This is a genomic window from Sphingomonas sp. PAMC 26617 (genome assembly GCF_000242835.1).
Classification (GTDB): Bacteria; Pseudomonadota; Alphaproteobacteria; order Sphingomonadales; family Sphingomonadaceae; genus Sphingomonas.
The window spans coordinates 1,364,621-1,379,467 of sequence record NZ_JH594425.1 but is presented as its reverse complement, the minus strand read 5'-3'; the positions used below and the strand labels follow the sequence as shown (position 1 = coordinate 1,379,467).

Annotated in this window: 11 protein-coding genes; 9 read left to right on the top strand and 2 right to left on the bottom strand. The window is 68.5% G+C overall.

All coding sequences use genetic code 11. The features are described 5' to 3' along the window. The first annotated feature begins 29 nt into the window (after positions 1-29). Entirely contained in the window at positions 30-1,091 is a 1,062-nt protein-coding gene (locus tag RH91_RS06030) for a sensor histidine kinase (RefSeq protein ID WP_010161705.1), read from the top strand. On the opposite strand, the gene RH91_RS06025 is transcribed toward RH91_RS06030, so the two are convergent. Both RH91_RS06025 and RH91_RS06020 read right to left on the bottom strand, forming a co-directional pair. Next, the gene (locus RH91_RS06025) at positions 1,069-2,421 is read right to left on the bottom strand and encodes a sensor histidine kinase (protein WP_010161704.1); all 1,353 of its coding nucleotides are present in this window, start codon (positions 2,419-2,421) and stop codon (positions 1,069-1,071) included. The two genes, RH91_RS06030 and RH91_RS06025, sit on opposite strands and share 23 nt — an antisense overlap. Further along, on the bottom strand, positions 2,418-3,092 hold the full coding sequence (locus tag RH91_RS06020; protein ID WP_010161703.1) for a response regulator transcription factor: 675 nt from the start codon (positions 3,090-3,092) through the stop codon (positions 2,418-2,420). The genes RH91_RS06025 and RH91_RS06020 overlap by 4 nt, the downstream gene beginning before the upstream one ends. 133 nt (positions 3,093-3,225) lie before the next feature. Between RH91_RS06020 and RH91_RS06015 the strand changes: the two genes are divergently transcribed. The 8 genes from RH91_RS06015 (at position 3,226) to RH91_RS05980 (ending at position 14,492) form a co-directional block, all read left to right on the top strand. Next, the gene (locus RH91_RS06015) at positions 3,226-4,482 is read left to right on the top strand and encodes an efflux RND transporter periplasmic adaptor subunit (RefSeq protein WP_010161702.1); all 1,257 of its coding nucleotides are present in this window, start codon (positions 3,226-3,228) and stop codon (positions 4,480-4,482) included. Position 4,483: 1 nt separating this feature from the next. After that, positions 4,484-7,672 (top strand): efflux RND transporter permease subunit, encoded by a 3,189-nt coding sequence (locus tag RH91_RS06010; RefSeq protein ID WP_010161701.1) that lies wholly within the window; start codon positions 4,484-4,486, stop codon positions 7,670-7,672. Beyond that, positions 7,669-9,120 carry an efflux transporter outer membrane subunit gene (locus RH91_RS06005; RefSeq protein ID WP_010161699.1) on the top strand — a complete coding sequence of 484 codons (1,452 nt, stop codon included), beginning with the start codon at positions 7,669-7,671 and terminating at the stop codon, positions 9,118-9,120. Before RH91_RS06010 ends, RH91_RS06005 begins: the two co-directional genes overlap by 4 nt. Before the next feature lie 155 nt (positions 9,121-9,275). Then, the gene (locus RH91_RS06000) at positions 9,276-10,205 is read left to right on the top strand and encodes a galactosyltransferase-related protein (protein WP_010161698.1); all 930 of its coding nucleotides are present in this window, start codon (positions 9,276-9,278) and stop codon (positions 10,203-10,205) included. Further along, entirely contained in the window at positions 10,202-11,275 is a 1,074-nt protein-coding gene (locus RH91_RS05995; protein ID WP_010161697.1) for a glycosyltransferase, read from the top strand. Before RH91_RS06000 ends, RH91_RS05995 begins: the two co-directional genes overlap by 4 nt. Continuing rightward, entirely contained in the window at positions 11,272-12,198 is a 927-nt protein-coding gene (locus tag RH91_RS05990) for a polysaccharide pyruvyl transferase family protein (protein WP_010161696.1), read from the top strand. Before RH91_RS05995 ends, RH91_RS05990 begins: the two co-directional genes overlap by 4 nt. Next, entirely contained in the window at positions 12,198-13,121 is a 924-nt protein-coding gene (locus RH91_RS05985) for a glycosyltransferase family 2 protein (protein ID WP_010161694.1), read from the top strand. The genes RH91_RS05990 and RH91_RS05985 overlap by 1 nt, the downstream gene beginning before the upstream one ends. Before the next feature lie 90 nt (positions 13,122-13,211). Next, positions 13,212-14,492: a glycoside hydrolase family 130 protein gene (locus RH91_RS05980; RefSeq protein WP_010161692.1), complete on the top strand. Its 1,281-nt coding sequence runs from the start codon at positions 13,212-13,214 to the stop codon at positions 14,490-14,492. Positions 14,493-14,847 lie beyond the last annotated feature (355 nt).

Here is a 14,847-nt window from a genome sequence, read left to right as displayed (position 1 = left end):
ACGGCTCCGCTTCAGCTGGAGGGATCTTCATGGCATCGCGCTTCCTACGAGCCATCGTTGCGACGATCCTGGCGGTCCTGTTCGAAACGGCGGTCATCGCGGGGTGCACGCTTGCCGCGCCCAACAATGCGGCCCCGACCTTTGGAATGACATGCCTGGCTTTCGCGATCGTGGCGTTCCTCGCCGGGCGCGGGCCGACGTCGGTCATGGTCGCGGTCGGCGCGCTGGAACTGGCCTTCATCCTGCCCGGCGAAGGGTTTGCGGTCAGCGATCCGGATCACGCGATGGGGTTGATCGCGGTCATCGCGACCGGGGTGATCATGGCGTGGTATGTCGGCCGCCGCGATACGCTGTCCGCGCTTCTCGCCGCAGACGTGGCGGCCAGTCGCCAGATCGCGGAATGGCGCGGCGTGGCGCATTCGGAACTGGCGCACCGCCTTTCGAACGATCTGTCGATCATGGTCTCGATGGCTGCGATCAAGGCGCGCGACGCGACCAGCGCCGAGGCCCGCGATGCCCTGGTCGACATCAGTGGTCGGCTCGTCGTGCTCGGGCGCGTGTACCAGCGGCTCGAGGTCCGCGACCGCGATACGCAGGACGCGGTCGCCGCGCGCCAGTTCCTGCTCGACCTCTGCGACGACCTGCAACTCTCGACGCTGAGCGTCGGGTCGATTTCGCTGCGCGCCGATATCGCCGAAACCCTCCGCCTGCCGGTGCGGACGCTGAGCCTGCTCGGCCTGATCGCGAACGAATTGCTCACCAATGTCCGCAAACACGCGTTCCCCGACGGGGATGGCGGCGAGGTCCTGCTGTCGCTGCACCGCCACGCCTTCCGCCCGGACTGCGCCGAGCTGATCGTGACCGACAATGGCGTCGGCTTCCGCCGCGGAGACGCCAAGGATCGCAGCGGGCGAAGCCTGCTGGTCATGCTCGCCAGCCAGATCGACGGCACGATCGCCTATGCGCGCATCTCCGGCACGACGGTCGCGACGCTGCAATTCCCCGTGCCGTCCGCGGTGCGCAACCGCGCGGGCGACGGACTCGCCGGGGACGCCGAACCCGTCCCGGCTATCGGTTCGCCAACGGGATGACCATGGCGAACCGAGTCCCGCCGTCCGGTCCGTCGGTGATGTCCAGCCGCCCGTCGTGCAGCGTGACGATCCGCTGGACGATCGACAGCCCGATCCCGGCACTGTCCGATCGTCGATGATCCGCCCGCCAGAACCGCTGCGTCAGCAAGCTTCGGTCCGTGACGGTAATCCCCGGCCCCCGGTCGGTCACGGCCAGCACCCCGGCGGGATCGACTGCGATCTCGATCGGCGTGCCATCCGGCGTGTGCCGTGCCGCGTTGCTGAGGAAATTCGACAAGGCGATCGCCAGCAGCATGCGATTGCCCCTGACCCAGACCGGCGCTTCGGGCACTTCCAGCGTCAGCGGATGCCGGCCGGCCAGCATCATCGGCGCGACCTCCGTCAGCGTGTCGCGCGCGACCGCGACGAGGTCGACCGCGACCTGATCCTCCGCCACCATCGCATCGGCGCGCGCCAGATCGTGCAACTGCGACACGACATGCGACACCCGGTCCGCCTGCGCGAGCAACGCGGCCCGCAGCGTGTCGTCGGGAACCGCATCGAGCCGGATCCGCAGGGTCGCCAGCGGCGTGCGCAATTCATGGACGACATTCCCGACGAATTCGGCCTGCGCTTCGAAACTCTGTTCCAGCCGCTCGATCAGGCTGTTGGTTGCCTCGACCAGCGGGCGCACCTCGGTCGGCAATCCTGCGTCGGCAAGCCGTACGTGCAGGCTGCGCGGGCCGATCGCGGCGGCACGGTCCGACACCTTGCGGACGGTGCGCACCAGCAGCGCGATCAGCACGCTGTTGATCAGCGGCAGCAGCAGCAGGATCGGCAACAGCAGCGCGAGGTAGCGGGTCAGGAAGCTGCGGGTGATGTCGTCGGTGATCGCGCCCGGGCGAGTCTCGTCCTGCGACACCAGGATCCACAAGGCGGTATCCGCGATCCGCACCGGTACGCTGACCAGGACATAGCTGCCGCGCTTGAACGATTGCGGCGTCCGCCGACGCTGGGCAGCACCCCACGGCACGTCCTGCGCATGCGGGCTGAGCCGCACCGCATGCCCCGCCGCCGTGACGATCGCGAACGCGCGACCGTCATACGTGCCCGCGTACAGCGCCTCGAGCGCCGGGGGGAGCAGGATGCGCCCGGGGGCCGACGGCGTCGACGTCACTTCCGCGGCGATGTCCTGCGCCTGCGCAAGCAACAATTTCTCCTGGTACACCGCCTTCGTGCGATGCAGCACCGATGCGGTCAGCAGCGGGATGAGGATGATGGCGAACACGATCGCCGTTCCCTCCAGCAACAGGATCCGCGCGATCAGCGAGCGGGGCCAGCCGATCCTCATGCCGCCGCCCGCAGCATGTAGCCGACCCCCCGGATCGTCTCGATCACGATCGTCGCGCCGGCCTGTTCGAGCTTGCGTCGCAGGCGGTGGACATACACCTCGACCGCATTCGACCCGAGCGACTCCGACAGACCGAACAACTGGTCTTCGATCAGCGTCTTGACCACCACGCGCCCCGGTCGCCGCAGCAACACGTCGATCAGGTCCAGCTCGCGCGCCGAGAGCAGGACCGGGCGTCCATCGACGTCCAGCGCGCGCGCCACCGAATCGAAGCGGAGATTGCCGACGACCAGCTCCGCGCCGCCGAACCCGCCCTGCCGTCGCAGCACCGCGCGCAACCGCGCGACAAGTTCGTCGACGTCGAACGGCTTGGCGAGATAGTCGTCGGCGCCGTAATCGAGCCCGCCGATCCGCGCCGCGGTATCGCCGCGCGCGGTGAGGATGACGACGGGGACCGGATCAAGCCGCGCCCGCAGCGCGCGCAGGACTTCCAGCCCGTCCGCATCGGGCAAGCCGAGGTCGAGCACGATCGCGCTGTACCGGGCGGCGTCCGCCATCAGCAACGCGTCGCCGGCGGTCGCGGCATGATCGCTCGCCATGCCGCGCCGCAGGAGCGCCGCCGCCAGCGCCTCGGCGAGTTCCCGATCGTCTTCCACCAACAACAACCGCATCGTCTCGCCTGGCCTTCCGCTCGTGCGCCGCTTTGCAGAAACGCTTACCCCAAAATAGGTCTGTAAGCCTGCTGTAAGCCAAGCCGCCTATCGCCCCGCCTCCCCCTGCCTCGCAAGCGAGTTCGAGACCGAGATGACGGCGACGACCGACCATAGCATTGCCCTCCCCACCACCAGGAAACTGGATCGGCGCGCGCAACTCCGCCTCCTCGGGATCGCGGCGGCGGTCATCGCCCTGATCTTCGTCGTGGTCGCGATGATCGGCGCGGCGACCAAACCGGCCGAGCCGACGACGCATGCCGCCCCGGCCGGATCGTTCGCCCCGACCAGGGAGCAACTGGCGGCGATGAAGCTGCTGACCGTCCGCGACGGGGCGACGACCGGCGGGCTCGAGGCGACCGGCACGATCGCGGTCAATGGCGACAGCAGCACGCCCGTCCTGCTCCCCTTCTCGGGCCAGGTCGCCGCCGTATTCGTCCAGGCCGGGCAGAAGGTGACGCGCGGGCAGCCGTTGCTGCGGGTCGCCTCGCCCGATTTCGTCGAGGCCCGCGACCAGTTCCTCACCGCGAGCGCGCAGCGCGCCACCGCCGCCGCGCAGGTCCGCATCGCGCAGGACACCGCGACCCGCCAGGCCGCGATCTACCAGACCGCGGGCGGCGCGCTGAAGGATTACCGCCAGGCGCAAAGCGACCTCGTCACCGCGCAATCCGCGCTGCGCTCGGCCGATGCCGCGCTGGCGGCGACGCGCGACAAACTGTCGCTGCTCGGCAAGGGCGCGACCGAAATCCGTGGATTGCAGGCGGGCAGCGATTCGATCTCGGCGCAAACCGTCTATCGCGCACCGGTCTCGGGCGTGGTCGCGAGCCGCGATGTCGCGCCGGGCCAATATGTCACCGCGGGCGGCGACAAGCCGATCATGACGATTGCCGACGCCAGCCGCGTCTGGCTGATCGCGCAGCTTGCCGAAGGCGATGCCGCGAGCGTCCATGTCGGCGACCGGGCGCGCGTCACCACGCCGGCCTATCCGGGCCGGGTGTTTGACGCGGTGATCGACAATGTCGGCGAAGCACTCGACCCGGCGACGCACCGTCTCCCCGTCCGCGCCACCGTGCGCAACGACGACGGCGCGCTGAAACCGCAGATGTTCGCGAGCTTCACGATCGAGCAGCGCAGCGGCGCGCCGACCGGGATCTACGTCCCCTCGGACGCCGTGATCCATGAAGGCGACAAGGCGGTCGTCTGGGTCGCCGGCCCCAAGGGCTATCTCTACGCACGCCCGGTCCAGGTCGCGGACAGCACCGATGGCGTCGACCATATCGTCGCTGGCCTGAAGGCGGGCGACCGGATCGTCACCTCGGGCGCGTTGTTCGTCAACGAAGCGGGGCTCTGACGTGAACGGCATCGTCGGCTTTGCGCTGCGGCAGCGCATCCTCGTGCTCATGCTGCTGGTCGGGCTGATCCTGGCCGGCGGGATCGCCTTCTACAATCTCAACATCGAGGCCTATCCCGACCCGGTCCCGCCGATGGTCGAGGTACTGACGCAGAGCAACGGCGTCTCGGCGGAGGAGATGGAGCGCAACGTCACCATCCCGGTCGAGGTCGCGATGGCGGGCGTGCCGCACATCACCTCGGTCCGCTCGATCTCGCTGTTCGGCCTGTCCGACGTGCGGATCCAGTTCAGCTACGATTACACCTTCGCCGAAGCCGAGCAGCGCGTGCTCGGCCGCCTGTCGCAGCTCGGCAACCTGCCCGGCGGCGCGCAGCCGCAGATCTCCCCCACCAGCCCGATCGGCGAAATCTACCGCTACCGTATCTCCGCGCCCAAGGGCTATTCGGTGATGGACCTCAAGACGCTGCAGGACTGGGTGCTGCAACGCCGGTTCAAGCGCATCCCGGGCGTCGCGGACGTGACCGGCTGGGGCGGCAAATTGCGCACCTATGAGGTGGTGGTCGACAACGACCGGATGGTCGCGCACGGCGTGACCGTCTCGCAGGTGCTCGCCGCGATCAGCAAGGGCGACAGCAACGTCGGCGCGCAGACGATCAACTTCGGGTCGCAGGCGGCGATCGTCCGCGGGGTCGGGCTGATCCAGTCGACCGATGCGATCCGCAACGCGCTCGTCACGACCAATGCGGGCAACCCGGTGCTGGTCAAGGACGTCGCGACGCTGCGGATCGGCAATGCCCCGCGGCTCGGCATCGCGGGCGAAGGCGCGGACGACGACATCGTCATGGGCATCGTGCTGATGCAGCGCGGCGCGCAATCGATGCCGACGATCAACGCGGTCCAGAAAGAGGTCGAGACGATCAACGCGTCCGGCATCCTGCCGCCGGGCGTCAAGCTCGAGCGGATCTATGACCGGTCCGAGCTGATCGGCGTCACCACGCACACCGTGATGCACAATCTGGTCGAGGGGATCCTGCTGATCTTCGTGCTCCAGTGGCTGTTCCTCGGCAACCTGCGCAGCGCGGTGATCGTCGCGCTGACCATCCCGTTCGCGCTGGCGTTCGCGGTGCTGATCCTGACGGTGCAGGGCGAATCCGCCAACCTGCTGTCGCTCGGCGCGCTCGATTTCGGGCTGGTGGTGGATGCCAGCGTCATCATGGTCGAGAACATCTTCCGCCACATGGTCGAACGTTCCGCCGCGATCGAAAGCGGGCACGGCCACGCCACCCCGGCGAGCCGCTTCTCCGCGATCCTCCACGGGTCGAGCGAAGTCAGCCGCGGGATCTTCTTCGCCGCCGCGATCATCATCGCGAGCTTCATCCCATTGTTCACGCTGACCGGGGTCGAGGGCCACATCTTCGGCCCGATGGCGAAGACCTATGCCTATGCGATCGCAGGCGGGTTGATCGCGACCTTCACCGTGTCGCCGGTACTGTCCGCGCTGCTCCTCCCCGACTCGCTCGACGAGGTCGAGACCTGGGTCGTCCGCAAGCTGCGCGCAATCTACGAACCCGCCGCCGCCTTCGCCTTGTCCAACCGGATCATCACGCTCGGGGGTGCGGCGCTGCTGCTCGTCACCGCGCTGGTGGGGATGCGTTCGCTCGGGATCGAGTTCCTGCCGCATCTCGAGGAAGGCAATCTCTACATCCGCGCGTCGCTGCCCGGGTCGATCTCGCTCGAGGCGGGGCAACCCTCGGTCAACGCGATCCGCGACATGATCGCGGCCTATCCCGAGGTCCAGCGCGTCATCTCGACGCACGGTCGCCCCGATGACGGGACCGATGCGACCGGCTTCTTCAACGCCGAATTCTACACCCCGCTCAAACCCGTCGACCAATGGCCCGCGGGCGTGACCAAGGAAACGCTGACCGCCGAGCTGCAACACCGGTTGCAGGCGCGCTTCCCCGGCGTCGACTTCGAATTCTCGCAATATATCCAGGACAATGTCGAGGAGGCCTCGTCGGGCGTGAAGGGTGCCAATTCGGTCAAGGTGTTCGGCCCCGATCTCGCGACGCTCCAGCATATCGCGGAGCAGATCCGCGACCAGATGGCCAAGGTCCGCGGCGTCGCCGATCTCGGCATCTCCAACTCGCTCGGGCAGCCGACCGTCCAGATCGACATCGATCGCGGTGCGGCGGCGCGTTATGGCCTGACGCCGGACGACATCAACACCGCGGTCGCCGCGTCGATCGGCGGGCAGAGCAGCGGCGACCTGTACGAGCGCGGGACCGACCGGCACTTCCCGATCGTCGTGCGATTGAAGGACGCGCAGCGCGACAGCCTCGCGGCACTGCGCCGGATCACGATCGGCGCGCCGTCGCCGAGCGGGACCGGGTCGATCCAGGTGCCGTTGTCCGAAGTCGCCAAGGTCCGCCTGACCACCGGCGCATCGTTCATCTATCGCGAGCATCAGGAACGCTACGTCCCGATCAAGTTCAGCGTCCGCGGCCGCGATCTCGGCGGCACGGTGGACGAGGTGCAGGCGCGGATTGCGAAGACCGTCACGCTCCCGCCGGGGTACAGCCTCGAATGGGCGGGCGAACTCGGCAGCCTGACGAGCGCGGTCAACCGGCTCGAGGTGGTCGTGCCGATCAGCCTCGCGCTCATCCTGGTGCTGCTCTACGCCAATTTCTCCTCGGTGCGCGACACGCTGCTCAGCTTCAGCGTGATCCCGATGGCGATCATCGGCGGCGTACTCGCGCTCGCGCTGACCGGGACTGCGTTCAGCATTTCCGCGGCAATCGGCTTCGTCGCGCTGTTCGGGATTGCGGTGATGGACGGCATCCTGATGGTGACGACCTTCAACCAGCATATCGACCAGGGCTTCGACCGCGACGCCGCGATCGCGGGCACCGTCCAGACGAGCCTGCGCCCGGTGGTGATGACCTGCCTCGCCGCCGCGATCGGGCTGCTTCCCGCGGCCGTCTCTGCGGGAATCGGGAGCCAGGTGCAGAAGCCGCTCGCGCTCGTCGTGGTCGGCGGGATGGGGCTCGCGCCGATCCTGATCCTGCTGGTGTTGCCGGTCCTGATCGGGCGTTTCTCGCGGCATGTGGGTCCGGAGGATCGCGGCGCGCACGGGCGCGACGTCGGGCATCACCCCCATTCCGTCATCCCGCAGGGAGAACCGGCATGAAGCGGATCGCACTCGCAGCGCCCCTGTTGCTGATCGGCTGCACCGTCGGTCCGCAGCATCCGACCACCGCGCTGTCGCTCGCGCCGCCCGTCCTGCCCGAACGGATCGCTGCCGCCAGCGGCCCCGACCAGACGATCGCACCCGGCACGGCGCTCGATGCCGAATGGTGGCATCGCTTCCGCAACCCCGTCCTCGACACGCTCGTCGCGCGGGCATTGCGCTCGAATAACGATCTTGCGGTTGCCGATGCCGCGCTTCGCCAGGCGCGCGCGCAGCTGGTGATCGCCGGGGCGGCAGGCAAGCCGCAGGTCGACGCCTCTTACCAGGCCGAACGCGCGCGGGTGTCGCAGGCGCTGCAGAGCCCGCTCGCCGACCCGAACCAGACGCTCTACACGCTGCATACCGCGCAGCTTTCGGTCACCTATCCGCTCGACCTGTTCGGGGCCGAGCGCAACCGCAAGCGCTCCGCGCGCGCCGCGGCGGACGTCGCGGGGGATCGGCTGCTTGCCGCGCGGACGACGATCGTCGCCAATCTCGTGCTCGCGGTGATCCAGCATGCTTCGCTCGCCGCGCAGATCGATGCCGCGAACGACAGCATTTCGGGCAATCGTGACATCCTGCAGATGCTGCAACGCCGCCAGGCGCTCGGCGATATCGGCGCGGCGGACGTCGCCGCGCAACAGACCGTGCTGTCGACCGCGGAAGCCCTGCTCCCCCCGCTGATCCGGCAGCGCGATCACCAACGCACGCTGATCGCGCTGCTGTTGGGCGTCGCGCCCGGGACTCCGCTCCCGGACCTGCCCCGGCTCGAAACGCTGACGCTGCCGGATACGTTGCCGGTCGGCCTGCCCGCCCAGATCGTCGCGGGCCGCCCCGACGTGCGCGCGGCCGAGGCGCAGATGCGCGGGGCCGGGGCCGATCTCGGCGTGGCGATCGCCGCCCGCCTGCCCAACATCCTGCTGACCGCGACCGGCGGCAGCACCGCGGTCGATTTCGGCGGTCTGTTCGCGAGTGGCAATCCGTTCTGGGCGCTGCTCGGCGGGGTGACGCAGCCGATCTTCCACGCCGGCGCGTTGCGCGGGCAGCAGCACGTTGCCGAAGCCGCGCTCGACAGCGCCAAGGCGCAATATCGCAGCGCGGCGCTGCAGGCGTTCGCCGACGTGGCGGACAGCCTCTCCGGGCTGCGCACCGATGCCACCGCGCTCGACGCGGCGACCCGCGCGAACGACGCGGCGACGCAGAACCTGCGCTTCACGCGCCGCCAGCTCGCCTTGGGCGGGGTGGGGACGCTGACGGTGTTCAACGCGACCGCGGCGAGCGCGCAGGCGACCGCCTTGCTGATCCAGGCCCGGGCGGCACGGATGGCGGATACCGTCGCGCTCTATCAGGCGGTCGGCGGCGGCGTGCTCGCGTCGGGCAACCCGCAAGGGATCACTGGCGCGAAATGACCGGCATGCCCGGCGACTGACGATTTCAGGCACCGCGATGACGACGGCAGCGTCGTCGCGGCGTTCGATACCGCGGGCGATCGACTCCGCCGCAGGATACCAAACTGCGCCCGCGGGTTCTCGTCCCGTGATCCTCTTCGAACCGAGCAATATCCATGAGTGAAATTTCTGTCGTCACGCTGGGAAAGGGGCGCCCGGACCACCTCGTCAACGTCGTCCGCGGGTTGATGCGCCAGACCGTGCCGCCGGCGGAGCTGATCGTCGCGGTGATGCAGGACACGCTGTACGACCTCCCCGACGCCCCCTTCCCGATCCGCCAGATCCAGGTCGTTGCGGATTCACTTCCGCTCGCCGCCGCGCGCAACGTGGCGGCGCGCGCCGCGACGGGCGACGTCCTCGTCTTTCTCGACATGGACTGTATCCCGACGCCGACGCTGCTCGCGGACTATGCGGGCTTCATCACCAAGCTCGACGGGCTGCTGATGGGCGAAGTGCTGTACCTGCCCGGCGGGGCGACCGATGGCGACTGGTCGTATGACGCCTTTGCAGAGGTCGCGGTCAAACATTCCGACCGCCGCGGCCCGCCGCCCGAGGGGATCGAAATTTGTAACGACTACCGCTGCTTCTGGTCGCTCAACTTCGCGATGCGGCGGGCGACCTTCCTCCGCGTCGGCGGGTTCGACGAACGCTATTCGGGCTATGGCGGCGAGGATACCGATTTCGGCAAGGTGCTCGACACCGCGGGCGTCCCGATCGCGTGGATCAAGGGCGGGCTCGCCTATCACCAATATCACCCGCATCACATGCCGCCGGTCCATCATCTCGACAGCGTCGTGCGCAACGCCGAGGTGTTCGAGGCCAAATGGGGGTATCGCACGATGGGGCACTGGCTCCAGGCGTTCCGCCTGATGGGGCTGGTCGACCTCGCGCCGGGGCAGCCGATCCGCATCCTGCGCCGCCCCGACGACGCCGACCGCGCGCTGACCGGGCAGCAGAGCCACCAGCCCTACGCCAATACCGCGACCGTCATCCGCCTGCTCGAGGACCGGCTCGCGGCGTCCGAGCGCGCGCGGTCGACCGGATGAGGATCGCGATCCTCGGGCATGTCCGGCAACGGATCGGCCAGCCCTTCGCGGGCGGAATGGAATCGCACTGCTGGCATCTCGCGACCGGGTTGCGCGGGCGCGGGCATGACGTCGTGCTGTTCGCCTCGGGCGACAGCGACCCCGGCCTGCCGATCGATCCGGTCCTTCCCGTCCATTACGAAGCGCAGTTCCCGGGTGCGGAGCATCGCGGCCATGCGCCGCTGATCGCGCACATCGACGCGGGCTACGAAGCCGCGTGCGACCGGATCGCGGCGGGCGGGTTCGACGTGGTCCACAACAACAGCCTCCACCGCTTCCCGATCGAACCGCGACGCACCGCGGTGGTCCCGACCGTCACGTCGCTCCACGTGCCCCCGTATGACGCGCTGCACTGGTTCGTGCGCGAAAGCGCGGGGCCCGGCCACCGCCTCACCGTCACCTCGCGCCGCCAGTTGGAAGCGTGGTGGCCGGACGGTGCACCGCCGCAGGCCTCGGTGCTCTACAACGGGATCGACCCCGCCTCGTGGCCGTACCGTCCGCACGGTGACGGCCACACGGTCTGGTGCGGACGGATGACGCGCGACAAGGGCCCGCATTTCGCGGCGCAGGCCGCGCGGCTGGCGCACATCCCCTTGACGCTGTTCGGCGCGATCGAGGACCCCGAGTATTGGGCGGCGGAGGTCGAGCCGCTGCTGGGCGACACGGTCCGCTACGGCGGTCATATCGCGGGCAACGCGCTGGCGGACGCGATGGGACGCGCGTCGGTGTTCGTCTTCACGCCGTGCTGGGACGAGCCCTTCGGGTTGGTCGCGGTCGAGGCGATGGCGTGCGGGGTGCCGATCGCCGCGTTCGACATGGGCGCGGCGCGCGAGGTGATCGGCCCGGGTGGTTGCTTTGCGCCGATGGGCGATGTCGCCGCGCTTGCCGATGCGATGACCGCGGCGACCGCGCTCCCGCGCGCGCCGCAACGCGCGCGGGTCGAGGCGCTGTTCACGCGCGACGCCTGGCTGGACGGCTGTGAGGCGCTGTACCGCGAAGTCATAGCAGAACATGGCGCGGTCGGGGCATGACGGTGGACCGCATCGCCGCGCAACAGGCCGCGTTGCGTGACGTGTACCGCGCCCATGTCGCACCCGGTACGCGCTATGCGCTGGTCGATTTTCCCGATCACGCCAATGTCGGCGACAGTGCGATCTGGCTCGGCGAGGTAACCCTGCTGCGCGCACTGACCGGGCGCGACCCCGACTATGTCTCGACCTGGCATGATTTCGACGAAGCCGCGTTTCGCCGCGCCTGTCCCGAGGGCGTGCTGTTCCTCCACGGCGGCGGCAATCTGGGGGACATCTGGCCGCACCACCAGCGGTTCCGCGAAACCATCCTCGCGACGATCCGCGACCGCCCGGTCGTCCAATTGCCCCAGTCGATCCAGTTCGACGTGCCCGCCGAAGCCGACCGGTTCGCCACGCTGGTGGCGGACCACCCGGACTTTGCCCTCTACGTCCGCGACGCCCGCAGCCTCGATTTCGCGCACCGGCATTTCGCGTGCGAGACTCGGCTCGCGCCGGACTCGGCCTATGCACTTGGCCCGCAACCGCGCGCGACCGCGGATTGCGCCGTGCTGATGCTGCTGCGCACCGACGAAGAACGCCGGGGATACGCGCCGCCCGACTACGGAGACGCGACGGTCGTCGACTGGCTGGAAGACGATCCGGATCTTCCCCCCGGCAGCGACCCGACCGCGCGTACTGCGCAAGCCGCCAACCGCGTCGCACGCGGGCTGCGGTTGCTGTCGCGCGGGCGCGTGCTGGTGACGGATCGGCTCCACGGCCACATCCTCGCCGACCTGCTCGATCTGCCGCACGTCGCGCTCGACAATACGTACGGCAAGCTCGCGGCCTATGTCGCCGCCTGGCCCGCCGCCGCCGCGATGGAAAGCGCGACAAGCCCGGCGCAGGCCTTGCACCTTGCGGAACGGCGCAGCGAAAGCCGGTAATGGACGCGGCCGCCGTCACCCTGCTGATCTGTACCCGCAACCGGTGCGCGTCGCTCGCCGCGACCCTTGCGTCGGTCTCCCGCGCCGTCTCGGCAGCGGAGGGGATCGCGGTCGAGGTGATCCTCGTCGACAATGGTTCGACCGACGCGACCCCGGGGCTGATCGCGCAGTGGCGCGCGGAACAGCCTTTCCGCGTGATATCGGTCGAGGAACCCCGCCCGGGGCTTGCACGCGCGCGCAACCGCGGACTGGTGCATCGCGCCGGGGAGATCGTCGCGATGACCGACGACGATTGCATCCTCCACCCCGACTATGTCCGCAATCTGGTCGCTGCTTTCGCCAAAGCACCGGGCCCCGCGATCATCGGCGGGCGGATCCTGCTCGGCAACCCCGCCGACCTCGCCGTGACCGTCAAGCTCGAGGATCACCCGATGGTCGCGCCGCCGGGCGTATTTCCGGGCGGCTTCGTGATGGGGGCGAACCTCGCCTTCGGTGCCGACGTGCTTGCGGCGGTCGGACCGTTCGACGAACGCTTCGGCGCGGGCGCGCCGTTCGTGGCGGCGGAAGACACCGATTTCCTGCTCCGCGCGAGCGGACTGGGGATCGCGCTCCTGTACGATCCGCTGATCGTCGTCGACCATCACCACGGCCGCCGCGACATCCGCGACGAAACCCGCCTGCTGGCGGGCTACGCCTTTGGCGACGGGGCGTTATATGCCAAGCACCTGTTCAACGACAAACGCGTCCGGCGGATGGTGTTCACCGATATCTGCGACCTGCGGCTCGACGTGCTACGCCCCGTCACGACGCATGCGGGGGTGCGGCGGTTCTATCTGTTCCGCCTGTTCCATAAAGCACGCGGCTTCCTGTCCTACTGGCGGCGTGGCTTGGCAGCGACGGGGTCGCCTATGTCGCAACCGTAAAGTTTTATCGCCAGACCGATGATTTCGGACCTAACCGGCGCGGCAGGAGTATCGCCTTTCGGACAAGGCAGCACAGAAGGATTGAGGCGGATGATCGCAGCGGACGTGTTCACCACGCTGGAGGTGGAACTCAAGCCAGACCCCTCGCGCACCGTCATCCGGCCGTTCAGCTTTTCTTACCCGGAAGCGTTCGATCATCAACCGACGCGCGCGCAGGACGTCGTCGCGCGAGTCCTCGCGCTGGAACCCGAGACGCGCGACCGCATGCTGCGGTTGCTGACGGAGTCGATGGACACACGCCACCACCATGCGAAGGCCCTGTTCCTCCGGCGCTTCGCGGAAGTGGAGGGCGATCTTGGCGATGCCAAGGTCGTCGAGGAGCGTGACCGGATCCTGCTCGGCGCTTATTACAGCCAGGAATATGCCTTCGAGTCCGCCGCCTTGTTCAACCCGAGCATCGTGACCGTGCCCGACCAGGATGCGAACGACGACAGCGTCCGTTTCATCCTTTCGTTGCGGGGCGTCGGCGAGGGGCACATCTCGTCGGTGACGTTCCGGACCGGAACCTGGGACGGCGGCACCGGACTCATCGTCGATCCCCCCAGCGAACAGGGCGTCCCGCCGCGGATCGAAAGTGAAAGCGATGGCTGGGTGCGGATGCGCGCCGACGACAGCGAGGACATTTCCGAGACCGTGATCTTCCCGACCCTGCCCAGCCAGCGGCAGGGCGTCGAGGATCTGCGGCTCGTCCGCTTTACCGACCACGACGGGGTGGAAAGCGTGATCGGAACCTACACCGCGTTCGACGGCACCTCGGCGCGGGGCGAATTGCTCCGCGGCGTGGACCAACGGACGTTCGAGATGCGCGCGCTTACGGGCGAGATGGCGGGGTACAAGGGCATGGCGCTGTTCCCGCGGCGCGTCGACGGCCGCTTCGCGATGATCGGGCGACAGGACAGCGTGAACCTGTGGCTGCTGTATTCCGACGATCTCTTCAATTGGGAAATCGGCACGCGGATCATGGGGCCGAAATATTCGTGGGAGTTCGTCCAGATCGGCAATTGCGGTTCGCCGATCGAGATCGACGAGGGCTGGCTCCTGTTCACCCACGGAGTCGGCATGGTGCGCGGCTATTGCGTCGGGGCATGCCTTCTCGACAAGGCGGATCCCGGCAAGGTCCTCGCCCGCACGCCGTCCCCCGTGTTGTTCCCCTCGGCGGAACAGCGTGGGGGCTATGTCCCGAACGTAACCTACAGTTGCGGCGCTTTGCTGCACGGCCGGCGTATCCTGCTGCCCTATGCGATTGGCGACGAGTATACCGCGTTCGCGACCGGAAGCGTCGACGATCTCCTTTCGGTGATGGAGCCGTAACGCGACGTGGTGATCCGGCGGTATAGGCGAGGGGAAGGTAACCGGTTGACTATGCGGTCCTCGGCAGTCGCTGGATGGTGGGCGCCACCACGCCTGATGGCGGCGGGTTGGCTGGTGCGGGGTTAATCCGTTTGCGGTGTCGAATGATCATAGCCCACGGTTTGGCCTGACCGTTCCGTCCAGGCGGATGGAACAGTGTGGCGTGGCACAGGGACTTGGCGCGGATCACAGGGAACGGCGAGGAGGTGCGGTGCCGCTGTGCGGGCCTGCCTGGCGGCAAGGCTGGCGAGCCGGGTTCGTGCCCCGTCTCGCGTGCGCTACTGCAGGCAAAAGCGAGGTCATGTACGCCGGCACT